Raw genomic sequence first — 24,874 nt, forward strand, 5'->3', positions numbered from 1 at the left:
GCGAAAACCCCGGTCCGCGAAGACCGGGGTTTTTTATCGCCTGTCGATCCTGAAATCGACTTCCGATGGCCGCCCTTCCAGCGCGAGCGTCGCGCGCACCGCGGGGCTTCGGCTCACGACCTTCCCGCGCCGGACGACCGCCGTGCGCGCCGCGCGCAGTCGAATCGCCTCGATCGGATCGCGCGCATCGAGCACGACGCAATCCGCATTGCATCCGACTTCGATGCCGTAGGCTTCGAGCCCGAGGATGCGCGCGGGATTTTTCGTGACCGCATCGAAGCACGCGCGCATCGCGTCGACGCCCGTCATCTGCGCGACGTGCAGCCCCATGTGCGCGACCTCCAGCATGTCGCCGGAGCCGAGGCTGTACCACGGGTCCATCACGCAATCGTGACCGAACGCGACGGTAATGCCGGCCGCCATCAGTTCCGGCACGCGCGTCATGCCGCGCCGCTTCGGATAGGTATCCGACCGTCCTTGCAGCGTGATGTTGATGAGCGGATTCGCGATCGCGGAAACGCCCGCTTCGCGCATCAGCGGAATGAGCTTGCTGACGTAGTAGTTGTCCATCGAATGCATCGACGTGAGATGCGAGCCGGTCACGCGTCCATGCAAGCCGAGCCGATGTGTTTCCGCCGCGAGCGTTTCGATGTGGCGCGACATCGGATCGTCGGATTCGTCGCAGTGCATGTCCACGCGCAAGCCCTGCTCCGCCGCGTATTCGCACAACAGCTTCACCGATGCCGCGCCGTCCGCCATCGTACGTTCGAAGTGCGGAATGCCGCCGACGACATCGACGCCCATCGCGATCGCGCGCTTCAGGTTGTCGAACGCGCCCGCGCTGCGCAACACGCCGTCCTGCGGAAACGCGACGAGTTGCAGGTCGAGATACGGTTTCACGCGCCGTTTCACTTCGACGAGCGCTTCCACGGCCAGCAGGCGCGGATCGCACACATCGACGTGGGAACGGATTGCGAGCAGCCCGCGCGCGACAGCCCAGTCGCAATACTGCAGCGCGCGCTCGACGAGCGCCTCCTGCGTGAGTTCGGGTTTCAGCTCGCCCCACAACGCGATGCCTTCGAGCAGCGTCCCCGACGCGTTCACGCGCGGCAGGCCGTAGGAAAGCGTCGCGTCCATGTGGAAATGCGCATCGACGAAAGGCGCGGTAACGAGCGCGCCGTCAGCGTCGATTTCCTCGCGCGCGGTTGCCGGAAGATGCGGCTCGATGGCGGCGATGCGCCCCGCTTCCATGCCGATATCGACGAGTTCGCGCGAGTCCACGAGCGCCGCGCGGCGAATGATCAAATCCATGTGCGAAACCTCCGTCCCGGGCTGTTCGTCCGATTGTATCGGGACATAAACGCCCTGCGCAGGCGCGATTCAACGCATCACGCGATGACGGCCGACAACCGCGAAACTGAGCGGCAGCGAACCGCGCGGCGTCGCACGTTCTGTTTCAGGCGCGAGCGGACAGACCTCGCCCTCACGTGCGAGCGGCCCGTAGAGATCGGGACGACGCGCCGCCCGCGCCTGATGCCCGATGCTGGCTTCGACCCGCGACGGCTCGACATCCGCGACGATGACGCCGTCTTGCGCAGTCGCGTGGCGCGCCAGCACGCGCCCGTCAGGACCGGCGATCAGCGCCTGATCGCTCGACGCATGGCTGCAGGCGATATAGATGCCGTTGTCGGCAGCGCGCGCGGCAAGCGGCACGCGATGGGAACGATCGCCGCACATCGGTGCGACGAGCAGTGTCGCGCCCATGAGCGCCGTCATCCGCACGTTCTCGACGACGTCATTGTCTTCGCCGATCAGAATGCCGATGCGCACGCCCTGAAGCGCATCGAACACGGTGAAGCAGTTGCCGCTGTTCAACCCGCGATGCGTCGCATGCAGCTTGCGATGACGCACGCGCGCACCGCCCGGAAAGCAGATCGCGAAGCTGTCGTAGAGCCTGCCGTCCGCCGTCCGCTCGATCCAGCCGACGCCCGCGGCGACGCCGGTCTCGTCGACGGCGGCGGCGATTGCGCGAATCGACGGTCCGTCGAACGGCTCCGCGCGCGAGACCTCGTCCGGTCCGCTGATGCTCGACTGCGGAAACAGCGCGAGTTGCACGCCCTGCCGGGCGGTCCGGGCGAGCTTTTCGGCGATACGCGAGCAGTTAAAGGAAGCATCGCCGTGCCGCGATTCAAGCGCGATCACGGCGACGCGAAACGAAGTGGCATCCAAGCGCGGCTCCCACGAGAACGAGTAGACGACCTCATTGAAGCGCTCGCACATCGATAAGTAAAATGAATGTTTTGACCATTTCGATCGCCAAATGGAATTGAAACTCCTGCGCGCCTTTCTCACGATCGCCGAGTTGCGGCATTTCGGCCGCGCCGCCGAGGCGCTGCATTTGAGCCAGCCGGCGCTCAGCAAACAGATCGCGTCGCTCGAAGCAAGTCTCGGCGCGCGCCTCTTCGAACGCGGCCGTCACGGCGCTGACCTGACGTCGTTCGGCGCAAACTTCATCGACGACGCGCAATCGCTCGTGCGCGACGCCGATGCCGTGCTTGCCCGCGCACGCGAAGCCGCGAGCGGCGCGCGCGGATTCTTGCGCGTCGGGTTGTGCCTGTCGACGCTCACGCATGTGCCCAGACTGATCGCGGAATTCGGCGCGCTCAATCCGCGCGTGAACATCACGCTGCACGATCTCTCGTCGCACGAGCAGACGCGCCGCATCCTCGCGAACAAGCTCGATGTGGGATTCATGCGCATGCCCGCGAGCGCGGGGCTGTCGGGCTTCACCGTGCTCGATGAAACGCTCGCGCTCGCCGTGCCCGAGCACACGCGCCACAAGCGTTTGCCAGCGGATCTGAACGAGCTGAACGAACCGGGGTTCATTGCGCTGTCGCGCACGCGCGGGCCGGGGCTCGCCGCGCAGATCGACCGCTGGTGCGCCGCGCATGACTTCGTGCCGCGCGTGATCCAGGAAGCGGACGATATTCAATCGGTGCTCGCCTCGGTGGCGGGCGGCGTGGGCGCGGCGTTCCTGCCATCGCGCGCGCAATACCTGCTGCGCGATGCGCGCGTGCTGACCCTGCGCGATCGGCCCGCGCGATGGCGCGTGGGCCTCGCATGGCAACGCGAGCGCGACGACACGGTAACGCATCGCTTCGTCGCTTTCATGAAAGCGCGCGTGAAAGAGCTAAAGGCGCGCGCTACGACGAGCGCGTGAGCTTCGCCAGCAACATCGCTTTGACGGCGGGCCATTCGTCGTCGATGATCGAAAAGCGCACTGAGTTGCGTTTGCGGCCATCGGGCATGATGCGCTCATGCCGCACGATGCCTTCCTGTTTCGCGCCGATGCCGAGTATCGCCGCACGCGATTTCTCGTTGAGCTCGTCGGTGGTGAACTGCACGCGCACGCAGTGCATCGCTTCGAACGCGTGCGAGAGCAACAGGTACTTCGCTTCCGTGTTGATGCCCGTGCGCTGCGTCGATGCCGCGAGCCACGTATGGCCGATCTCGAGCTTGCGGTTCGCGCGATCGATCTTCCAGTAGCGCGTGCTGCCGACGACGCGCCCGTCGCCGGCCTGCACGATCACGAACGGCATGACCGTTCCCGCATCGAGACCCGCGAGCGCGGTGCCGATATAGCGGTCGATCGTGCTTTCATCGGGAACGACCGTCACGCTCAGGTTCCAGAGCTCGCCGTCGGCGGCGGCATCGAGCAGGGCGGCGCGGTCCTCGCGCCGCAGCGGACGAAGCTGCACGCGCTGGCCGTTCAAGGTCGGTTGACTCATCGATTGTTTGCGGGTTGGTCGTGAGACGACATCATAAATCGCTTGTTCGCGGCGCGGCCGGCTTCGGATCGGCATCCTCGTCGGGCGGCAACGTGTCGGGCTGCGCCGCGCTGGCCGGCAGCGTGAAGCAGAGGCGCACGTCCTCGTGAGCGAGGTCAGCAGCATCACGACGAAAGTGAGCAGATATTGCGTGCCCGTCACGGAGACGAAATCGAACGCGGCGATCGACAGGAACGACAGCGTTACGCCCGGACCGCTCCGCGAGCAACCGCCGCTCCTATAGAATCGAGCCTTCGGCGCACGGCCGCGCTCTACGCAGAAGACAGGGATTCATGAAAATCGCCACCTGGAACGTCAACTCCCTCAAAGTCCGCCAGCAACACGTCATCGACTGGCTCGCGCTGTCGGGCGTCGACGTGCTGTGTCTTCAGGAACTGAAGCTTCCCGACGAGAAATTCCCCCGCGCCGAGCTCGAAGCCGCCGGCTACAAAAGCTGGTTCGCGGGACAGAAGACGTATAACGGCGTCGGCATTCTGGTGCGTGCCGATGCAGGCTTCGAAGTGGATGAGATCAGCGTCGTGCGCAATATCCCCGGTTTCGAGGACCTGCAGCAGCGCGTGATCGCCGCAACGATCGACGGCGTGCGCATCGTCTCGGCTTATTTTCCGAACGGCCAGGCGCCCGGTTCCGAGAAATTCGCCTACAAGATGCGCTGGCTGGATGCGCTGCGCGAATGGCTGCGCGAGGACATGGCGCGTCACCCGCAGCTCGCGCTACTGGGCGACTACAACATCGCGCCGGAAGACCGCGACGTGCACGATCCGAAAGCGTGGGAAGGCCAGAACCTCGTGTCGCCCGAGGAGCGCGCGCACTTCGCGCAACTCGTCGGCCTCGGCCTGACCGATGCCTTCCGCAAGTTCGAGCAGCCCGACAAGCTCTTCACGTGGTGGGACTACCGGATGCTGGCGTTTCGCCGCAACGCGGGGCTGCGCATCGACCACATCCTGCTGTCGGCGGAACTGGCGGCGCGCTGCACCTCATGCGAAGTCGACAGGGTGCCGCGCAAGTGGGATCAGCCGTCGGATCACGCGCCCGTGATCGCGACGATCGGCTGATCCCGTTCCGACGATCATCACGCGTCGAGATGCAGTTCCTGGATCTTGCGCGTGATCGTATTGCGGCCGATGCCCAGTCGCTCCGCCGCCTCCACCTTGCGCCCGCGCGTGAAATCGAGCGCCTCGCGGATCACCGCGGCTTCGAAACGGCGCGCGAGCTCGTCCATCACGTCGGCGGAATTTTCGCGCAGGAGACGCGCCACTTCCGTGCGCAAGCCGTTTTCCCATACGCTCGCCGCAACGCTCGCCGGCACGGCCGTCATCGGGGCTGAAGCCGCGCCGTTCACCGCGGCCGGCGCCGGCGCGAGCGCGCCATCCGCCGATGCGGCGAGACTGTCCGCGCCGGCATCCTGTCGCGCAGTGAGATCGGGCGGTAAATCCTTCTGCTCGATCACCTGCGCGGGCGCCATCACCGTGAGCCAGTTGCACAGGTTCTCCAACTGACGCACGTTGCCGGGAAAAGGAAGCGATGCGAGATACGCGAGCGCATCGTCCGACACGCGCTTGGGCTCGACGCCCAGATCGCGCGCGCTCTTCTGCAAGAAGTGACGCGTGAGCAGCGGAATGTCCTCGCTGCGCTCGCGCAACGCCGGCAGTCGCAGGCGAATCACATTCAGGCGGTGATACAAGTCCTCGCGGAACAAGCCCTGGCGCACGCGCGATTCAAGATTCTGATGCGTCGCCGCGATCACGCGCACGTTCGCGCGCAAGGGATTGTGGCCGCCCACGCGATAAAACTGCCCGTCCGACAGCACACGCAAGAGGCGCGTCTGGAGATCGAACGGCATGTCGCCGATTTCATCGAGGAAGAGCGTGCCGTTCTCGGCCTGCTCGAAGCGGCCCTGGCGCATCGCCTGCGCGCCGGTGAACGCGCCGCGCTCGTGGCCGAACAGTTCGGACTCCAGCAAATCCTTCGGAATCGCCGCCGTGTTCAGCGCGATGAACGGTCCGTTCGCGCGTGGGCTATGTCGGTGCAAAGCGCGCGCGACAAGCTCCTTTCCGGTGCCTGATTCGCCCGTGATGAGCACGGTCGCCGCCGAATGCGACAAGCGGCCGATCGCGCGGAACATGTCCTGCATCGCGGGCGCCTGGCCGAGCATCTCGGGCGTCTCCGTCACGCGCTCGTCGTAGGCCGCTTCGCCGCGCATGCTTTCGTCGACGGCGCGGCGGATCAGCTCCACCGCCTTGTCGACATCGAACGGCTTGGCGAGATACTCGAACGCGCCACCCTGGAATGCGGCCACGGCGCTGTCCAGATCCGAGAACGCCGTCATGATGATGACGGGCAAGCCCGGCAAGCGGTCGCGCACGGTCTGCAATAGCTCCAGCCCGGAGCCGCCCGGCATGCGGATGTCGGATACGAGCACTTGCGGGCTCTCTCCTTCGAGCGCGGCGAGCGCGTCGCGCACGCCGGAGAAGCTGCGCGTCGTGAAGTTTTCTCGTGCGAGCGCCTTTTCCAGCACCCAGCGGATGGATTGGTCGTCGTCTACTATCCAGATCGGCTTCATATCGTTCGGCGAGAAGTCTTCGTATGGTTCGGTGTGAGCCCGTCGAAACGGTCGGGCTGCGAGGCCCGATGTGTCACGTGCATGGCGTGAAGTCGCTGGTCGATCGTGATCAATTCTCAAACGGCAACAGGATGGCGAATTCGGTGCAGCCCGGCCTGCTTTCCACTTCGATCAACCCATCGTGCTGATGCACGAACGATTGCGCGAGCGTGAGGCCGAGACCGCTGCCGTCTTCCCTGCCCGAAACGAGCGGGAAGAAGATCCGGTCGCGGATTTCGCTGGGGATGCCGGGACCGTTGTCAGTGATATGCAAGTCCAGTGCCAGTTTGTGCAGCTTCTTGCCGATCGTCACCTTGCGCGCGATACGCGTGCGCAGTTCGATCTTCGCATCGCCTTGTGAAATGCGTTCCTTCAGCGCTTCCGCCGCATTGCGTACGATATTCAGGAGCGCCTGAATCAGTTGCTCCTTGTCGCCGCGCAAATCGGGCACGCTCACGTCGTAGTCGCGCTCGATCGTGAGGCCGCGCGGAAACTCCGCGAGGATCACCGCGCGCACCCGCTCGCATACCTCGTGGATGTTCACGTCGCCGACGATATGCGGATGCCGGTGCGGCTCCAGCAAACGATCGACGAGCGTCTGCAGGCGATCCGATTCCTTGATGATGACTTGCGTATATTCACGCAGTTCGTCGCGTTCGCGCGCGCCGAGCTCGAACTCGAGCAACTGCGCCGCGCCGCGGATGCCGCCGAGCGGATTCTTGATTTCGTGCGCGAGATTGCGGATCAGTTGCTTGTTGACGGCGGTCAGATCGTGGATGCGCTCTTCGCGGTCCGTGCGCAAATGGCGCTCGTTCTCGAACAGCTCGAGCAACACGTAATCGGGCGCCGCTTCCAGATAGCCGACGATCGCATGCACATGCACCGGCTCACGGTTTTGCCGTTCGAGCACCGCATCGAGCCGCGTCGCGTTGAAGCGATTCTCCGCGATCGACGCGATCGTGGTGGCCAGCTCATCCGCGTTCGCGAAGAGCTCCGGCCAGTTCATCTGCGTCAACTGCTTGCGCGACATCTCCAGCATGGCTTCGGCCGAAGGGTTCGCATACGCGATCCGAAGATTGCGCATGTCGAGAACGAGCACGTTCGTAGGCAACGCTTCGAAGCCCGGCAACAGACCGCTCGCCGCCAGTTGCGTGTCGTCGGAGAGCGCGTCGGCGTGAGCCTTGCGCGCTTTGATCAGATTCTTGAGCACCATCGTGCAGTCAATGAGGTCGTTCGTGGTCCCGATCTTCTTCTCGATCTATGACAACGCGGCGATTAAAAAAGGGACGGCGCGCCGTCCCTTTTTCTTCGCTACGTGACATGCGGCGCGCGCTTCATCGAACTGCTCACAACGAAACGCGCGTCGGACATGCTGCTTACAGCGAGTAGTACATCTCGAACTCGATCGGATGCACCGCCTGACGATAACGCTGCAGCTCGTTCGTCTTCAGTTCGATGTATGCGTCGAGCATCGAATCCGTGAACACGCCGCCGCGCGTCAGGAATTCGCGATCCGCGTCGAGCGCGTCGAGTGCCTGGTCGAGGCCGGCGCACACGGTCGGGATCTTCTTGTCTTCTTCGGGCGGCAGATCGTACAGATTCTTGTCCGCGGCTTCGCCCGGATGAATCTTGTTCTGCACGCCGTCGAGACCCGCCATCATCAGCGCGGAGAAGCACAGGTACGGATTCGCGAGCGGATCCGGGAAGCGCGTTTCGATACGGCGGCCCTTCGGATTCGAAACGTGAGGAATACGGATCGAGGCCGAACGGTTGCGAGCCGAGTAAGCCAGCTTCACCGGCGCTTCGAAGTGCGGCACGAGACGCTTGTACGAGTTCGTACCCGGGTTCGTGATCGCGTTCAGCGCGCGTGCGTGCTTGATGATGCCGCCGATGTAGAACAGCGCGAATTCCGACAGGCCAGCGTAACCGTTGCCCGCGAACAGGTTCTGGCCGTCCTTCCAGATCGACTGGTGCACGTGCATGCCCGAACCGTTGTCGCCGACGACCGGCTTCGGCATGAAGGTCGCCGTCTTGCCGTACGTGTGCGCAACGTTATGGATGATGTACTTCATCTGCTGCAGCCAGTCCGCGCGCTGAACCAGCGTCGAGAACTTGGTGCCGATTTCGTTCTGGCCCTGGCCCGCCACTTCGTGGTGGTGCACTTCGACCGGAATGCCGATCTGTTCGAGCAGCAGACACATTTCCGAGCGGATGTCCTGGAACGTGTCGACCGGCGCAACCGGGAAGTAGCCGCCCTTCGTGCCCGGACGGTGGCCGGTGTTGCCGCCTTCGAATTCCTTCGCCGACGACCACGGCGCTTCTTCCGAGCCGATCTTCACGAACGTGCCCGACTGGTCCGTGTTCCACTGCACCGAGTCGAAAATGAAGAACTCCGGCTCCGGACCGAAGTAGGCGGTGTCGCCCAGGCCCGAGCTCTTGAGATAGGCTTCGGCGCGCTTCGCGAGCGAGCGGGGATCGCGCTCATAGCCCTTGCCGTCGGCCGGCTCGACCACGTCGCAGCTCAGCACGAGGGTCGACTCTTCGAAGAACGGGTCGATGAAGGCGGTGTTCGCATCCGGCACGAGCAGCATGTCCGACGCCTCGATGCCCTTCCAGCCTGCGATGGACGAACCGTCGAAAGCGTGGCCGCTTTCAAATTTGTCTTCGTCGAATGCCGAGACCGGCACGGAAACGTGTTGTTCTTTGCCGCGCGTGTCGGTGAAGCGGAAGTCGACGAACTTGACGTCCTCGTCCTTGACGAGTTGCATGACGTCGGCCACGGATTTACTCATTACCTATCTCCTGATTAACAAAAGTCGGCGAATCGCTTCGCCGCCCCGACCAATCCTGTACATCGATTCAATCGAGGATGGAAAAGCAGCTTCCGTGCCAAGCGCACCATCTTTGCGCTAAGCGCTTGAAGCAGCGCGCGTTTCAAGTGAACGGACATCGCCATTCAGGGCGATGTTCCATTCGGCATCCGCTTGGCGTGCACCAGATCGGTGCGCGCCCGTTGTTGCAGTATGACTAAAGCACCTTTTGAGTGCATCGATACTGGCATGCACCAATTTCAGGCATAAACCCATCGCCGGCGATCCGAGAATTTCAGCTCCGCGCACCGCGCTAGAATGATTCTTTGCGCTTGAACCGGAGACCGCCATGAGCACGCTCGAACAACTTTATAGCCAGGCCGCGAGCCGCGCCGCCCAGAACAATCTCACCTACGCGGGCGCGTTCTCGCCGGCCGAGGCCTTCGAGCTGCTCCAGCTCGATCCGCGGGTGCGTCTGATCGACGTTCGCACACGCGCGGAGCTCGACTGGGTAGGCCGCCCCGCGATCGACGGAGCGCAGTACGCGCACATCGAATGGATCCGCTATCCCGGCTCGGTGCCGAACGCTGAGTTTATCGAACAATTGCGGCAGGTCGCCACCCCGGATACGCCGGTTGTTTTTCTGTGCCGCAGCGCGGCGCGCTCGAAGCTTGCGGCCGTTGCGGCGCAGAAGGAAGGCTACGGGCAGGCGTATGACCTGCTCGAAGGCTTCGAAGGCGACAAGGATGGGCAAGGGCATCGAAAAACCGTCGCGGGATGGTGCTTCCGCGGCTTGCCGTGGATCGGGGCGTGAGCGGGCCGATCAGATCCGTGCGTCGAGCAATGCCCGCGCGCGCCTGACGCGCGTTTCATCGACCGGCGCAAGTCCCTTTCCCTCGACACGCACGCCCGAGCCGAAGTGCACCGCGCGCACGCGCGTCGAGGCGACGAACGCCACCAGCGCATCGACGGTCAGGCCGGCGCCCGCCAGCACCGTGCAGTGCGTGCCTGCCGCCTGTTCGACGAGCTTCTCAATCGTTCCTTCCGCTTGCAGCACCGACGGCTTGCCGCCCGAAGTCAGCACGTTCGTCACGGCATCGAATTGCAGCAGCGTATCGAACGCGGCGTACAGATCGCGGGCTTCGTCGAACGCGCGGTGGAACGTGATCGGCAGGCCGTCCGCCGCTTCGATCACGCGCGCGAGGCCATCGGTATCGATTTCGCCGTTCGCGCGCAACATGCCGACGACGATCGCATTCGCCCGCGTCTCCGCAATTGCCCGCACATCGCGCAGCATGACCGCGTAGTCGTCGACATCGTAGACGAACGAGCGGCTGTGCGGCCGCACGATCACGTTCACCGGAATGCCGACCGCCTCGATCACGCCTTCGATCAGCCCGATGCTCGGCGTCAGACCGCCCTCGCCCATCGCCGTGACGAGCTCCAGCCGGTCCGCGCCGCCGCGTTGCGCCGCGCGCGCATCGGCAATGGTGGTCGCGATGACTTCCAGGAGCGTCACTTCGCTTCCTCCGGCGGCACTTCCACGACTTCGCCGCCCAGCGCGATCACGCCTTCGCGCAACACGTCGAACGCAGCATTGGCCTTGTCCGGATCGCCCTTCACACCCAGATCGATGTGCGAGCGCGCGTAGAGCGCCCCGCGCGCCGCATCGCCGACGCTCGGCAGGCTGAACGCGCGCACGCCCTCGAAATCGCGCTCGATCGCCACCATCAGCGGCGTGATGCGCGACTCCGGCAAGCCGAACACGAGCAGCGAGCGTTCGACATGCGGCGTCGCGTGATGCAGATGCGCGTACTTCGTGTCGAGCACCCATTCGATCATCGGCCAGGCCATGACCGGAAAGCCCGGCACGAAGTGATGATCGCCGACCGAAAAGCCCGGAATCTTGTTGTAGCTGTTCGGAATGATCGCGGCGCCGCGCGGAAACGTGCCCATGTTCAGCCGATGCAGGTTCTCGGGCGATTCCAGATCGGCCGGCTTGCCCGCCTGAGCCGCCGTGTCGCGGATGCGCGCGCGAATCAGTTCCGCCGCTTCGGGATGCAATTCGAGCGGCACGCCGAGGGCCTTCGCCGCGCACTGGCGCGTGTGATCGTCGGGCGTTGCGCCGATTCCGCCCGTCGAAAAGACGATGTCGCCCGACGCGAAGGTTCGCGCGAGCGTCGCCGTGATGCGAGCCGGATCGTCGCCGACATATTCTGCCCAGTCGAGCGACAGTCCGCGCGCGCTCAGCAATTCGATGATTTTCGGCAGATGCTTGTCGGTGCGGCGGCCGGACAAGATCTCGTCGCCGATGATGATGACGCCAATGCGCATGAGTGCCCCTTTGTTCTTACAGTGAAACGTCGCGGGATTCGACGGGAATCGCCGGATAGTGCGGCTCGCTCGCGCGCAGTCGCTCGAGCGCGTGCAGGCAGTAGTGCGCGAACCAGAGCGCGGAAAACACGAGGATGAACGCATACGCCCAGATCGTCACCGCGGCGACCACCGGAAATAGCGGCAGGAGCCATACGGACCACGCCCAGAGCATCGTCGGCACGGAGCTCAGGAGGCCGCTCACGATGCCGATGCCGAGCAGGGGCCAGCGCGCGTCGCGCACGATCGCGCGGCGCTCCTCCACGCTTGCATGCAGCGCGAGGGCATCGTAGGTCATCACGCGGTAGGTCAGCCAGCCCCACAGGAGCGGCGGAATCAGCGCGAAAAACGGTGGAATCAGCCACAACGGCAACGTGACGACCAGCAACACGAGACAGACGACGGTTGTGACGACCGAATGTCCGAGACTGCCGTACCACGAACCGCCGCGCCGCTCTTCCAGCGACGAATAGTGCCCTCTCGGCTGGCGCGTGAGCAGCTTGATGACGCCGGGCATCGACAGCGTCGCGATCAGCAGCAGCACCGTGACGACGATCAGCGGCACCGTCATGATGACGACGAGAAACGGCGCGATCACCGCGTGCAGCGACGAAAAGCCGACCGTATCGAAGAGACGGTACATCCAGGACGTCAGCGCCCAGCCGTCGAGCCAGCTATTGGCGGCGCCCGTGAGCGTCTGCCAGAAGAACCAGAGGATCGCGCCCCATGCCACGGTGGCGACGCCGAACGGCATCAAGGTCAGCCAGAGCATGCGCGGATGAAAGACGTTCGCAAGCGCGCGCACGAACGAACGCAGCAAGTCACTCATGCGTGATTCGTAGAAGAAGAAAGAGGAACCGACAGGATAAACCAGCGCCGCACGCGGGCGCTGGTCTTGCGGGGAACGTTCAGACAGCCGCCGAGTTGTCCGAAGCGGACGCGCCCGCGCGGCGGGCGGAAAGACGTGCGGCGATGCGCTTGAACGCGAGCCAGTGCTGCTCGACGAAGCCGTCGCCGTAATGGACGGGCTTGACGCCCGGCGCGCCCAGTTGGTCGCGGATGCCGGTCGGCTCGACCGTGCGGTCGAACGAGGCCGAGCGGAACAGGATGTCCCAGAACGAGAACAGCACGCCGAAGTTGCAGCCGTAGGTCGTGCCTTCGTGACCGAAGCCGATCGCGTGATGGCGCCGATGGAACGCCGGACTCACGACGATGCGATCGCCGAGCCAGCCGAAGTGCAGCCGGATGTTCGCGTGCTGCACGCTCTGCATGAAATTGGTGATGGCGACGAGCACGACGAACTGCGACGGCTCCACGCCGATCACGAGCGCGACGGATGCGAAAAAGCTCGCCTGCAGGATGTCGTCGAGCAGATGGTTGCGGTCGTCCGTCCAGAGCGACATCTTCTGCTGGCTGTGATGCACCGCGTGCAATTCCCACCAGATGCCGACACGATGCTCCAGGCGGTGATACCAGTAGCCCGCCAGATCGAGAATGAGCAGATAGATGACGAACGTGACGAGCGGCTGCGTGGTCACGCCAGGCCACAGATTGTCGATCTCGAGGTTCGGCACGTTATGGATGCGCAGCCAGCTCTGCATCGAATCGAAGAGCGGCTGGAACGTGAAGAAGAAAAACAGATTGAGAATGCCGAGCTTGACGATCCACGTGTAGAGCACGTCCACGCGCACGCCCTTGCGGTCCTTCCACTCTTCCGCCGGACGGAACGCTTCGAGCGGGCGCAGGATCGCGTACATCGCGAGCACTTCCAGCACGCCGACGATGACCCAGTAGAGCGCGTCGTAAGTGTCCTCGTCGTAGTCCATCATGCCGATCTTGAACAGCACCGGCTGCACGACATCCACATACAGCAGCGTCTGCAGCCAGGAAACGAGTCCGTCGAGCGAGGAAAGAATGGAATGAAACATGGTGCTCCGTGGTGCTGGCGGCCGTTCGTGCGCCGGCCCTGCTTCAATCGTAGTACAGGGCGCGGTAGCGCGCCCCGTACAGATCGCGCGTCGTTCAGGCCCCGTTAGGCGCCGTCACCGGTGCGCGGTTGAAAAAGTAGATGCCGTGCGGCGAGCGGCCGACCTTGATGGTTTCGATCAGCTTACGATTCGCCAGATCGATCACGCCGACGTGCTTCGCGAAGCGGAACGTAACCCACAGATACTTCTTGTCGGCGGAAAGTTCCATGTCGTCGGGGCCGGGCAGCAGACCGGTGATGTCGCCGACGTTGGTGAGCGTGTCTTCGTCGATGATGCTGATCGTGTTCGCCACGCGATTCGATACCAGCACGTGCTTGCCGTCGACCATCGAGCGGAAGTTGTGTGCGCCCTTGCCCGTCGTGATGGTCTTGACGACCTTCTGGTTGCGCCAGTCGACCACGGCCACATAATCCGCGCCCGTCATGCCGACGAGCAGATATTTGTCGCCCGGCGTGAGCCAGACGCCCGCCGGCACCTTGCCGACCTTCATCTTCCATTTCACGGTCTGCGTCGGCAGGTCGATCGCGGCGATTTCACCGGACACCTGCAGCGAGATGAAGGCGGTCGAGCTGTCGTTGGTGAACGCGATATGGCTCGGCATGGTCGCGAGCGGCAGACGCTTCGCGATATTCAGGTTCTTGCCGTCGAAATGGTAGATGTCGAGGCGGTCGAGTCGCAGGCCGGTCGAGACGAACCATTTCTTGTCGGGTGAAAAGCCGAGCTGGTACGGATCCTCGATGTCCTGCACCCAGCGCTGGAACGCGCCGGTTTTCGGGTCGACGAACATCAGATTGTTCGACACCGAATTCGCGACGATCAGCGACGAGTTGTCCGGCAGCGGCATCAGGTGATGCGGCTCCTTGCCGGTCGGCACGGTGCCGACGACCTGGTGCGTGTTTTCATCGATGAGGCTCAGCGTGGCTTCCGCCGAATTGAGCACGATGACATTGTTGGCGAGTGCTGCGGTAGCGACGAAGGCGGCGCCGGTCGCGATGGCCGCGCGCGCGGCGATCGCACGCAAACGGCCGGAACGGAAAATAGTGCGCATGAAAATTAGGCTTCGGAAGGCAGGCGTCATTGTAGAACGTTTGCCTCGCGCGGCGCGTTGACCGGGTGCGGCTTTTTGCGCAATACGCTGAGTCGGGGCAAGAAACGGCGGCTTACGGCGCGTTTTTCAGCAAGCGCCTAGCGCTGCATCGATTCCCACACCTTGTAGAGGCGTTTTACCGAGACCGGCATCGGCGTGCGCAGTTCCTGCGCGAACAGCGACACGCGCAACTCCTCGAGCAGCCAGCGATACTCGGAAAGCCGCGCATCCGCGACGCCGCCGCGCTGCGATATCGCGCGCTGATAGTGCAGCGCGAGCGGCTGCAGATCGGCGTAAAGGCGCGCGTCGCGGGCTGGATCGGCCTTGAGCTTGTCGATCCGCAGGCCGATTCCCTTCAGATAGCGCGGAAAGTGCGCGAGCTGCGCATACGGCGTATCGATGACGAAGCGCTTGCCGATGAGCCCGTTCAGTTGCGCCTGCATGTCCGCATGAGCCGACGTGAACGATTTCGCCTGCGTCAGCTTTTTGGCGAGCGCCGCATATTCGCCCAAAATGACGCCGACGAGCCGCGCGATTTCCTGCGCGAGCAGCGTCAGACGGCCTTTCGCGGCGTCGCGACGCGCGTGGAAGCTGGCATCGTCGTCGGGCAGCGGGTCTTGCAGGCACGCGCGATCGAGCGCCGTCTCGACGATCTGATCGCGCAGTTCGTCCGCCGTGCCGAGCGCCATGTATTGCATCGACATTTCGCGCAGGCCCGGCAGATTTTTCTCCAGATAGCGGATCGGCTCGCGCAGTTGCAGCGCGAACAGCCGCCGCAAGCCCGCACGATGGATGCGCGCGGCTTCCTCGGGCGAATCGAACACTTCGACGTCGCAATGCGTGCCGCGATCGACGAGCGCCGGATAACCGAAGAGCGTCTGCCCGCGCCGGCGGATCTCCAGCAACTCGGGAAGCTTGCCGAAGTTCCACGTCGTGAGGTTTTCGTAGAGCGCGGTGCCAACGCCTGCTTGCGCCGCCTGTGACGGCGATTCCGATTCGCCGGAGAGCGCATCGAACGCCGCGGCCGAAGTCAGTTTCTGGAACTGCTGCTGCGCCTGTCCCCCGAGCTCCGCGCGCAGTTGCGCGAGATTGCGGCCCATCGCGAGCTGGCGGCCGTGCTCGTCGATCACCTTGAAGTTCATGAAGAGATGCGCGGGCAGCGTTTCGAGCTTGAAATCCGCGCTCTTCACGGCGACCTGCGTTTGCTCGCGGATATCGGCGATGAGCGAATCGACGAGCGCGCCCGCGCCGAATTTCGGCCCCGAATGACGCTCCGCGAAACCCGCCGCGTATTCCTGCAGCGGCACGACGTGCCGGCGCAGCTTCTGCGGCAGCGATTTCAGCAGCAGTTGCGTCTTCTCCTTGATCATCCCCGGCACGAGCCATTCGACACGGCGCGCATCGACCTGATTCAGGCCGTAGAGCGGAACTTGCAGCGTGACGCCGTCGCGCGGCGAACCCGGCTCGAAGTGATACGTGAGCGACATTTCGATACCCGACATCGTCATGCGCTTCGGGAACAGGTCCGTCGTGACGCCGGCGGCTTCGTGGCGCATCAGATCGTCGCGCGACAGGAACAGCAGGCGGTCGTTGCCCTCTTTCTTCTGCTCGTCGCGATACCAGTGCTCGAACGCCGCGCCCGTCCACATGCCTTCGGGAATCAGCGAATCGTAGAAGCCGTAGATCAGTTCGTCGTCGACGAGCACGTCCTGGCGGCGTGACTTGTGCTCGAGTTGCTCGATATCGGCGACGAGCTTGCGGTTATGCGCGAAGAACGGCAGGCGCGTGTCGAATTCCCCTTCGACAAGCGCGCCGCGAATAAAAAGCTCGCGCGCATATCTGGGGTCCTGCTTGCCGTAGCTCACGCGGCGGCGCGCGTAGACGGTCAGACCGTAGAGCGTCGCGCGCTCGTAGGCGACCACCTGCGCCGCCTTCTTTTCCCAGTGCGCATCCGAAAGCGATGTTTTCAGCAGATGCGCGCCGACCGTTTCCAGCCATTCCGGCTCGATTTTCGCGATCGTGCGCGCGTAGAGACGGCTCGTTTCGACGAGCTCGCCCGCCATCACCCAGCGCCCTGCTTTCTTCAGCAACGCCGAGCCCGGCCACAGATGGAACTTGATGCCGCGCGCACCGAGATAATGCGGCTCGTCGTCGACCTTGAGACCGACGTTGCCGAGCAAACCCGTCAGGAGCGACAGATGCACCTGCTCGAAGGTCGCATCGGATTCGTTCAGACGCCAGCCATGCTCGCGCACGACCGTCAGCAGTTGCGAATGCACGTCGCGCCATTCGCGCAAGCGCATGTGCGACAGGAAATTCGCGCGGCACGCATCGGCGAGCTGCTTGTTCGATTTCTTGTGCGCGACCGCTTCCTCGAACCACTTCCAGATGCGCGTCCATTGCAGGAATTCGGAACGCTCGTCGACGAACTGCCGATGCGCCTGATCCGCCTGCTGCTGCGCCTCGATCGGCCGGTCGCGCGGATCCTGCACCGACACCGCCGACGCGATGATCAGCACTTCCTTGAGCGCATGATGATCGCGCGCGGCGAGAATCATGCGGCCGACGCGCGGATCGAGCGGCAGGCGCGCGAGCTCGCGGCCGAGCGGCGTGAGCGCGTTGTCGTCGTCGACGGCGCCGAGCTCGTTCAGCAGTTGATAGCCGTCCGCGATCGCGCGGCCCGGCGGCGGCTCGATGAACGGAAAGGTTTCGATCGCCGTCAGATGCAGCGACTTCATCCGCAAAATGACGGACGCGAGCGATGAGCGCAGGATTTCCGGATCGGTGAAGCGCGGCCGCGCCTGAAAATCCGCTTCGTCGTAGAGACGGATGCACACGCCGTCCGCGACGCGCCCGCACCGGCCCGCGCGCTGGTTGGCCGCCGCCTGCGACACCGGCTCGATCTGCAACTGCTCGACCTTGTTGCGGTACGAATAGCGCTTCACGCGCGCCATGCCGGTATCGACGACATAGCGAATGCCCGGCACCGTCAGCGAGGTTTCCGCGACATTGGTCGCGAGCACGATGCGCCGCGCGTTCGACGGCCTGAATACGCGCTCCTGCTCCTGCGCGGAGAGCCGTGCGAAGAGCGGCAGGATTTCCGTATGCGGCGGATGGTGCTTGCGCAGCGCCTCGGCGGCGTCGCGGATCTCGCGCTCGCCGGGCAGGAACACGAGCACATCGCCGGGGCCGGCGCGGCACAGCTCGTCGACGGCGTCGACGATGCCTTCCATCAGATCGCGATCGGCCTTTCGGTCGTTGCGCTTGAGCGGCGTGCCTTGCGCGTTCCTGATCGCCTCGCTTTCTTCCTCGATCGGCCGATAGCGCACTTCCACCGGATACAGCCGCCCGCTCACCTCGATCACCGGCGCGGGCTTGTCCTCGCTGCCGAAATGGCGCGCGAAGCGCTCGGCGTCGATGGTCGCGGACGTGACGATCAGCTTCAGGTCCGGGCGCTTCGGCAGGATTTCCTTCAGGTAGCCGAGCAGAAAGTCGATGTTGAGGCTGCGCTCGTGCGCCTCGTCGATGATGATCGTGTCGTAGGCGTTGAGCAGCGGATCGGTTTGCGTCTCCGCGAGCAGAATGCCGTCGGTCATCAGCTTGACGGACGCGCCCGGCGCGAGATTGTCCGTGAAGCGCACCTTGTAGCCGACGACTTCACCGAACGGCGTGCCGAGCTCCTCCGCGATGCGTCGTCCGGTGGCCGACGCCGCGATACGCCGCGGCTGCGTATGACCGATGAGCCCGCTGCCGCCCACACCGAGACCGCGCCCGAGCGCGAGGCAGATTTTCGGCAATTGCGTCGTCTTGCCCGAGCCGGTTTCGCCGCTCACGATCACGACCTGATTCTCGCGAATCGCGCGTGCGATTTCCTCGCGTCGGCCCGAGACGGGCAGCGCTTCCGGGAAGGTGATCGGCGGAACGGGATTGGGCGTGACGACGCGCTGAGCGCGCTGGGCGCGTGGTTCGCGACGTTCGCGTGCTTCACGCGGTTCGGCCGGGCGCTCGGTGCGCGGCGCCGGTTCCGAAGGCTCGCTCCGCCGATCGGCCACGCGCGGTTGACGCGCCGGCTCCGGCTTGCGGGTCTCGGCGGGTTTCGCTTGCGGAACGCGTTCGGATCGTTCGGCGCGCTGCGCACGATCGCCTGGTTCGCGTCTTGCCGCGTCGCGTTTCGGCTGCGCTTGCGTCCCGGTGGGCGCGGCAGCGCGCGGTTTGCGTGGCTGAACCGCAGGTTGCGCGTGCGATTGCGCCGGCTTCGGCTTCGGCGCCGCGTCGGTTTGCTTCGGTTGCACCGCAGCCACCGCGGGCGCTTCGGCCCGTTTTTCAACCCGCTTTTCAGCCTGCGTTTCAATCTGCTTCGCCCCCGCGAATCGTCGCGCGGCGAGTTCCTTTTTGCTCAATCCCGCCGTTTCGCCCGAATCGACGGACGCGCCCGTCCCCTCCCGCGCGTCGCGCAGCAAGTTGTCACGCAGTTGTCGCAACTGCTCCTGAGGGTCGAGGGATTTATCGGCGGACTGAGACTTGCCCGCCTGATCGGGACGTGAAGGACGGGAAACATTCGGCATAGCGTCGCATTATAATCCCGGGATGAATTCCCAAACCGACCTCACGATGACTGCGACGCAGCCGGCAGCAGAGCCCGAAGCGCCGAATCCACACGCCCAGTTCGTCGACTGGATGCGTTCCGTCGCCCCGTATATCCACGCGTTTCGAAACAAAACCTTCGTGGTCGCGTTCGGCGGGGAGCTCGTGCAGGAAGGACGGCTGAATGCGCTCGTGCAGGATGTCGGCCTGTTGCACGCGATGGGTATCCACGTCGTGCTCGTGCACGGCTCGCGCCCGCAGCTCGACGAGCAACTGAGCCTGCACGGCGTCGAATCGTCGTTTTCGCATGGTTTGCGCATCACCGACGCCCGCGCGCTCGAATCCGCGAAGGAAGCCGCGGGCGAAGTGCGTCTCGACATCGAGGCAGCGATCAGCCAGGGTTTGCCGAACACGCCGATGGCGCACGCGCACATCAGCGTCGTGTCGGGCAACTTCGTGACGGCGCGGCCGGTCGGCATTCTGGACGGCGTCGATTTCCAGCACACGGGCGTCGTGCGCAAGATCGACGGCGACTCGATCCGCCAGTCGCTCGCGTCGAACAAGCTCGTGCTGCTGTCGTCGCTCGGTTTTTCACCGACGGGCGAGGCATTCAATCTGTCGATGGAAGATGTCGCGTCCGCCGCCGCCATCGCGCTGCGCGCCGACAAGATCATTTTCGTCACCGAAATCGACGGCCTCGTCGATGCGGAAGGCGAACTCATCCGCGAATTGTCGCTCGACGACGCGTACCGTCTGCAAGAGAGCGGCGAGCTTCAGGGCGACACGGCGTTCTATCTCAAGCACACGGTGCGCGCGTGTCGCGGCGGCGTCGCGCGCGGTCACATCATTCCGTACGCGCTCGACGGCAGCGTGCTGCTCGAACTGTTCCTGCACGACGGCGTCGGCACGATGATCTCCTACGAGAACCTCGAAAGCCTGCGCGAAGCGACGCCGGACGACGTCGGCGGCATTCTCACGCTGATCGAGCCGCTCGAAACCGACGGCACGCTCGTGCGGCGCGGACGTCACCAGATCGAGCGCGATATCGACCACTTTTCGGTCATCGAGCACGACGGCGTGCTCTTCGGCTGCGCGGCGCTCTATCCGTACACGCAGGAGCGCATCGGCGAGATGGCGTGTCTGACCGTCGCGCCGGAAGCGCAAGGTTCGGGCGACGGCGAGCGCCTGCTGAAGCGCATCGAGCAGCGCGCCCGCGCACGCGGCCTCACGCGCATCTTCGTGCTGACGACGCGCACCGAGCACTGGTTCCTGAAACGCGGCTTCGTGAAGGTGACTGTGGACGATCTGCCCGAGGATCGCCGGCGCCTCTACAACTGGCAGCGCAAGTCGCTCGTCCTGATGAAGCAACTGTGAACACGATTTGAGAAGCGCACACTGCGCTTCGCCCCCGATACAGAGGAGAAACTCACAATGACCCGAATGGTTCAATGCGCGAAGCTCGGCAAGGAAGCCGAAGGACTGGATTTCCCGCCGCTGCCGGGCGAGCTCGGCAAGCGCATCTACGAAACGATTTCGAAGGAAGCCTGGCAAGGCTGGCTCAAGCAGCAGACCATGCTCATCAACGAGAATCGCCTGAACATGGCCGATCCGCGTGCGCGCCAGTACCTGATCAAGCAGACCGAGAAATATTTCTTCGGCGAAGGCGCCGATACGGCGTCCGGATACGTGCCGCCGCAAAGCTGAAATCGCGCTCCGTCGCACTGCAAAAACCGGCCCGGGCGGCCGGTTTTTTTTGTCGCCCGCGCGCCGGGAAATTGGTCCGCTTAGTACATCGGACCGGGACCGCGCGATCCGGCGCAAACCCAGGTCCGGCAAGGGTTAGCGCCGGTTCGGCGAGACCGCTCCGACAGGCAGGTTTGCACATCGTCTGTCATCGTGTTATCATCTTGCTCGTTATCAACAGCAATTCACCATCATTCACGCGCCATTGTTTCCGAATCAAGCTTCGGAGCATCGCGCGGTAGTGACAGTTTTCATACAAAGAGGCGCGTCGGTTTTTTAGCTGGTCTTACCAGACTCACGCCGGCCTTTTTCGTCTCAGGTTGTTTTTTCGCCGACGTCGCGGCCCACCCGCGGCAACTCAGTCGTTCAGCACTGCGTTCGCCGTCCGCACGTCAAACTCGTTTGTTTCATCCCGAGTGCAATTTCGCGACCCCACCCGCGCGAGGCACCGGCACCGTGTTTCTTTTCGCTTTTCAGCTTCGAGCCGCTCGGCCCCGAGGCTGTGGGGAGCCTTTGCTTCCGTCTTCCAAGCGTTCGCGGAGCCGTCACGAAACTGCACTGTCCAGGCAATTTGCGTCCGTCCTCCGCGGCGACGCACCCGACGTTCTTTGCGGGCGTTCGGGACCGAATACGGAGTTTTCGAACTATGTCTTCTCTTCAAGAGGGCCTTTGGCGCAACCGCGATTCATCCAGTCAGAAGTCCGATCTCACCCTCGACGACATCACCATCGTCGATCAATCCCTGCTGAAGCGCGCGGTCGGCGCCATGGCCATCGGTAATGCGATGGAATGGTTCGACTTCGGCGTGTACAGCTACATCGCCGTGACGCTCGGCAAGGTGTTCTTCCCGTCGAGCAGCCCGGCCGCGCAATTGCTGGCGACCTTCGGCACGTTCGCCGCCGCGTTCCTCGTGCGCCCGGTCGGCGGCATGGTGTTCGGCCCGCTCGGCGACCGCATCGGCCGCAAGCGCGTGCTCGCGATGACGATGATCATGATGGCCGTCGGCACGTTCTGTATCGGCATCATTCCGAGCTACGAGTCGATCGGCGTGCTGGCGCCGGTGCTGCTGCTCGTCGCGCGTCTCGTGCAGGGCTTTTCGACGGGCGGCGAGTACGGCGGAGCAGCGACCTTCATCGCCGAATTCTCGCCGGACAAGAAGCGCGGCTTCATGTCGAGCTTCCTCGAGTTCGGCACGCTCGTCGGCTATGTGCTCGGCGCGGGCGTGGTCGCGGTGCTGACCGCCGTGCTGTCGGAGACCGAGCTGCTGTCGTGGGGCTGGCGCATTCCGTTCATGATCGCGGGTCCGCTCGGCCTGATCGGTCTCTACATCCGGATGAAGCTCGAAGAAACGCCGGCGTTCCAGCGTGAAGCCGAAAAGGCCGAAGCCGTGTCGCACGAGACGACCAAGCAGCAGTTCCGCGAAACGCTCATGGAGCAATGGAAGCCGCTGCTGCAATGCGTGGGCCTCGTGCTGATCTTCAACGTGACCGATTACATGGCGCTGTCGTATCTGCCGAGCTATCTGTCGGCGACGCTCAAGTTCAACGAGACGCACGGCCTGTTCATCGTGCTCGTCGTGATGGTGCTGATGATGCCGCTCACGCTTTTCGCGGGCCGTCTGTCGGATGCGATCGGTCGCAAGCCCGTGATGCTCGCGGGATGCATCGGCCTCCTGGTGCTGTCGATTCCTTCGCTGTCGCTGATCCGCATGGGCACGGTCCCGTCGATCTTCGCGGGCATGATGATTCTCGGCGCGCTCTTGTCGACGTTCACGGGCGTGATGCCGTCCTCGCTGCCGGCCCTCTTCCCGACGAAGATCCGCTACGGCGCGCTCGCGATCGGCTTCAACGTGTCGGTGTCGCTGTTCGGCGGCACGACGCCGCTCGTCACGGCATGGCTCGTCGACAAGACCGGCAACCTGATGATGCCGGCGTACTATCTGATGGGCGCGTCGCTGATCGGTATCGTGTCGGTGCTCGCGCTGCACGAGACGGCGAAGAAGCCGCTGAAGGGTTCGCCCCCGTCCGTGGCGACGAAGTCGGAGGCGCATGCGATCCTGCGCGGCCATCGTGAAGCCGCCGAAATGGACGATGCGTTCCCGGAAGGCACGGTACGCGCATAAGCGTTCAGCCTTGCCGACCTGAACCGCCGAAGGGCCGGTGCATCGCGCGCCGGCCCTTTTTCATTCGAGCAGCGAGACGATGCGCGCGTCGACGCTGCCGTCGTCGATATCGAGCAGCGCCAGCGTGACCGGCAATCTGAAGCGGCGCGGCCCCGCGCTGCCGGGATTCACGAAGAGCACATCGCCACGTCGCTCGATGAGCGGTTTGTGCGAATGCCCGGTCACGACGACATCGATGCCGTCGAGTTCCTTCGGCACTTCGGCGATATCGTGGACGACGTGGATCGTCGCATCGCCGAGCTCGATGCACGCGTGCGCGGGCAAGTGCGCGAGATCGTCGCCGATATCGTTGTTGCCGCGCACGGCCGTGAGCGGCGCGACGGACGCGAGCGTATCGAGCACGTCGCGCCTGCAGATATCGCCCGCGTGGATGATGTGCGCGCAACCGCGCAATGCATCGAGCGCTTCGGGGCGCACGAGGTTGTGGGTATCGGAGATGAGACCGACGCGCATCACGCTTCTTCGTTCGCGAGCATGCGCTCGATGCGTCGGTCGGGCACGAGCCACAGGGCAGCGACGAGCGCGTAGAGCGTCGCGGCGATCCACGGCTGCCAGAACGAAACGGCGATCGCCACGAGATAGACCAGCACGGAAAGCTTGCCCTTGCGATCCGCGCCGACCGCGCGTTCTAGCGCGACGTTTTCGCCGTGCATCGATATGAGCGTGCGCGTGAGGATGTACCACGCGACGGCCGTCATGAAGAGCACGAAGCCGTAACAGGCTGTCGGCACCGGGGTCAGGTGGTTCTCGCCCATCCAGTTGGTCGTGAACGGAAAGAGCGACAGCCAGAAAAGCAGGTGCAGATTCGCCCACAACACGCGGCCGTTCACGCGCTGGATCGCGTGACACAAGTGATGGTGATTGCTCCAGTAGATGCCGACGTAGATGAAGCTCAGCACGTACGCACAGAATACGGGCAAGAGCGGCGTGAGCGCGGCGAAGTCCTCTCCGTGCGGCACTTTCAACTCCAGCACCATGATCGTGATGATGATAGCGATCACGCCATCGCTGAATGCTTCGAGCCGGGTCTTGCCCATCGTGGGTTCTCGCGCCTGAATCGGTGCCGCCGATTATGCGGGAGTGGCGAAATCTTGTCGAACGGATTGGCCGACGGCGACCCGCCCGGCTTTGGCGCGCTGCCGTGCGATGGTAGAATCGCGTCCGCCCTGCCGGGGTGATGAAATTGGTAAACATAGCGGACTTAAAATCCGCCGCCTCACGGCTTGCCGGTTCGAGTCCGGTCCCCGGCACCAGGCCTCCATCGCGTTTCATCTAAAAACCCGGCAGCGTCATGCTTGTGGGGCTTTGTCTCTTGTCTTTGTCCGGTTTTCACCGTCTACGGTGGGGGCACTTCAGGGCATTTTGGCGGCGCAGCGACCTCTCGCGGGATGCCCTCCGGTTTATGCCCCGCGGGTGCCGCCATGTCTTCCGCCGATGTCCCCACGTGACGCGAGAAGCTCTCGAAGTCATGCCAGCCGGAGGCAAGTACGGGTCGATGACGTATCGTTTCGCGGGGCGGAGGAGCGTCTTGCGCTCGGCTTCCTTTCGGACGTCACCCTCGCGGCCATGCGCAAAAGCATTCGGTCGCCGTGATAGTGGCTTTGCTCAGTTCAAACCCCATTTCGATGCTCTTGATCTGCTTCGCTCGCTTCAGCGC

At 64.1% G+C, this 24,874-nt stretch carries 20 protein-coding genes and 1 tRNA gene; 7 read left to right on the forward strand and 14 right to left on the reverse strand.

Translation table 11 applies throughout. The features are described 5' to 3' along the window. Positions 1 to 33: 33 nt before the first annotated feature. Positions 34 to 1,311 (reverse strand): amidohydrolase family protein, encoded by a 1,278-nt coding sequence (locus U4Y90_RS01930; protein WP_321791645.1) that lies wholly within the window; start codon positions 1,309 to 1,311, stop codon positions 34 to 36. A gap of 69 nt (positions 1,312 to 1,380) precedes the next feature. Next, positions 1,381 to 2,229 carry a nitrilase-related carbon-nitrogen hydrolase gene (locus U4Y90_RS01935; RefSeq protein ID WP_321791647.1) on the reverse strand — a complete coding sequence of 283 codons (849 nt, stop codon included), beginning with the start codon at positions 2,227 to 2,229 and terminating at the stop codon, positions 1,381 to 1,383. A gap of 91 nt (positions 2,230 to 2,320) precedes the next feature. Here U4Y90_RS01935 and U4Y90_RS01940 point away from each other — a divergent pair, with 91 nt between their 5' ends. Then, complete coding sequence (locus U4Y90_RS01940) at positions 2,321 to 3,220, forward strand: LysR family transcriptional regulator (protein WP_321791649.1); 900 nt, start codon at positions 2,321 to 2,323, stop codon at positions 3,218 to 3,220. Here U4Y90_RS01940 and U4Y90_RS01945 read toward each other — a convergent pair. Next, positions 3,204 to 3,788 (reverse strand): GNAT family protein, encoded by a 585-nt coding sequence (locus U4Y90_RS01945; protein WP_321791651.1) that lies wholly within the window; start codon positions 3,786 to 3,788, stop codon positions 3,204 to 3,206. The two genes, U4Y90_RS01940 and U4Y90_RS01945, sit on opposite strands and share 17 nt — an antisense overlap. A gap of 332 nt (positions 3,789 to 4,120) precedes the next feature. Between U4Y90_RS01945 and xth the strand changes: the two genes are divergently transcribed. Next, positions 4,121 to 4,903 (forward strand): exodeoxyribonuclease III, encoded by a 783-nt coding sequence (gene xth, locus U4Y90_RS01950; RefSeq protein ID WP_321791653.1) that lies wholly within the window; start codon positions 4,121 to 4,123, stop codon positions 4,901 to 4,903. Between the two features lie 17 nt (positions 4,904 to 4,920). Here xth and ntrC read toward each other — a convergent pair whose 3' ends face one another. The 3 genes from ntrC to glnA all read right to left on the reverse strand — a co-directional run bounded on the left by ntrC (position 4,921) and on the right by glnA (position 9,242). Further along, the gene (ntrC, locus tag U4Y90_RS01955; protein WP_321791654.1) at positions 4,921 to 6,411 is read right to left on the reverse strand and encodes a nitrogen regulation protein NR(I); all 1,491 of its coding nucleotides are present in this window, start codon (positions 6,409 to 6,411) and stop codon (positions 4,921 to 4,923) included. A gap of 109 nt (positions 6,412 to 6,520) precedes the next feature. Beyond that, on the reverse strand, positions 6,521 to 7,663 hold the full coding sequence (glnL, locus tag U4Y90_RS01960; RefSeq protein ID WP_321791656.1) for a nitrogen regulation protein NR(II): 1,143 nt from the start codon (positions 7,661 to 7,663) through the stop codon (positions 6,521 to 6,523). A 163-nt stretch (positions 7,664 to 7,826) separates the two neighbouring features. Next, complete coding sequence (glnA, locus tag U4Y90_RS01965) at positions 7,827 to 9,242, reverse strand: type I glutamate--ammonia ligase (protein ID WP_008350526.1); 1,416 nt, start codon at positions 9,240 to 9,242, stop codon at positions 7,827 to 7,829. A gap of 367 nt (positions 9,243 to 9,609) precedes the next feature. Between glnA and U4Y90_RS01970 the strand changes: the two genes are divergently transcribed. Further along, positions 9,610 to 10,074, forward strand: a complete 465-nt coding sequence (locus U4Y90_RS01970; RefSeq protein WP_321791659.1) for a rhodanese-like domain-containing protein — start codon at positions 9,610 to 9,612, stop codon at positions 10,072 to 10,074. A 9-nt stretch (positions 10,075 to 10,083) separates the two neighbouring features. On the opposite strand, the gene U4Y90_RS01975 is transcribed toward U4Y90_RS01970, so the two are convergent. From U4Y90_RS01975 to hrpA, 6 genes are all read right to left on the reverse strand, one after another. After that, positions 10,084 to 10,779 (reverse strand): copper homeostasis protein CutC, encoded by a 696-nt coding sequence (locus U4Y90_RS01975; RefSeq protein ID WP_321791661.1) that lies wholly within the window; start codon positions 10,777 to 10,779, stop codon positions 10,084 to 10,086. After that, on the reverse strand, positions 10,776 to 11,594 hold the full coding sequence (locus U4Y90_RS01980) for a competence/damage-inducible protein A (protein ID WP_321791664.1): 819 nt from the start codon (positions 11,592 to 11,594) through the stop codon (positions 10,776 to 10,778). The genes U4Y90_RS01975 and U4Y90_RS01980 overlap by 4 nt, the downstream gene beginning before the upstream one ends. 16 nt (positions 11,595 to 11,610) lie before the next feature. Then, positions 11,611 to 12,462: an EI24 domain-containing protein gene (locus U4Y90_RS01985; RefSeq protein WP_321791666.1), complete on the reverse strand. Its 852-nt coding sequence runs from the start codon at positions 12,460 to 12,462 to the stop codon at positions 11,611 to 11,613. Positions 12,463 to 12,541: 79 nt separating this feature from the next. Next, positions 12,542 to 13,561, reverse strand: a complete 1,020-nt coding sequence (locus U4Y90_RS01990; protein ID WP_321791668.1) for a sterol desaturase family protein — start codon at positions 13,559 to 13,561, stop codon at positions 12,542 to 12,544. 94 nt (positions 13,562 to 13,655) lie between these two features. Continuing rightward, a complete protein-coding gene (locus U4Y90_RS01995; RefSeq protein WP_321791670.1) occupies positions 13,656 to 14,669 on the reverse strand; it encodes a beta-propeller fold lactonase family protein in 1,014 nt (337 codons plus the stop codon). A 137-nt stretch (positions 14,670 to 14,806) separates the two neighbouring features. After that, the gene (gene hrpA, locus U4Y90_RS02000; RefSeq protein WP_415749278.1) at positions 14,807 to 19,273 is read right to left on the reverse strand and encodes an ATP-dependent RNA helicase HrpA; all 4,467 of its coding nucleotides are present in this window, start codon (positions 19,271 to 19,273) and stop codon (positions 14,807 to 14,809) included. Between the two features lie 22 nt (positions 19,274 to 19,295). Between hrpA and argA the strand changes: the two genes are divergently transcribed. From argA to proP, 3 genes are all read left to right on the forward strand, one after another. Next, positions 19,296 to 20,666, forward strand: coding sequence for an amino-acid N-acetyltransferase (argA, locus tag U4Y90_RS02010; protein ID WP_321791676.1), 1,371 nt, complete (start codon positions 19,296 to 19,298; stop codon positions 20,664 to 20,666). Between the two features lie 57 nt (positions 20,667 to 20,723). Continuing rightward, a complete protein-coding gene (locus tag U4Y90_RS02015) occupies positions 20,724 to 20,996 on the forward strand; it encodes an oxidative damage protection protein (protein WP_321791677.1) in 273 nt (90 codons plus the stop codon). Between the two features lie 685 nt (positions 20,997 to 21,681). Further along, entirely contained in the window at positions 21,682 to 23,157 is a 1,476-nt protein-coding gene (gene proP, locus U4Y90_RS02020) for a glycine betaine/L-proline transporter ProP (RefSeq protein WP_321791679.1), read from the forward strand. Between the two features lie 60 nt (positions 23,158 to 23,217). Here the strand turns inward: proP and U4Y90_RS02025 are convergent, their stop codons facing one another. Both U4Y90_RS02025 and U4Y90_RS02030 read right to left on the reverse strand, forming a co-directional pair. Continuing rightward, complete coding sequence (locus U4Y90_RS02025) at positions 23,218 to 23,670, reverse strand: metallophosphoesterase family protein (protein WP_321791681.1); 453 nt, start codon at positions 23,668 to 23,670, stop codon at positions 23,218 to 23,220. Next, entirely contained in the window at positions 23,670 to 24,254 is a 585-nt protein-coding gene (locus U4Y90_RS02030) for a TMEM175 family protein (protein ID WP_321791683.1), read from the reverse strand. The genes U4Y90_RS02025 and U4Y90_RS02030 overlap by 1 nt, the downstream gene beginning before the upstream one ends. Positions 24,255 to 24,385: 131 nt before the next feature. Here U4Y90_RS02030 and U4Y90_RS02035 point away from each other — a divergent pair. Continuing rightward, a tRNA-Leu gene (locus tag U4Y90_RS02035) sits at positions 24,386 to 24,470 on the forward strand. Positions 24,471 to 24,874: the final 404 nt, after the last annotated feature.

The sequence above is a fragment of the Caballeronia sp. J97 genome, assembly GCF_905220305.1.
In the GTDB taxonomy this organism is placed as follows: domain Bacteria; phylum Pseudomonadota; class Gammaproteobacteria; order Burkholderiales; family Burkholderiaceae; genus Caballeronia.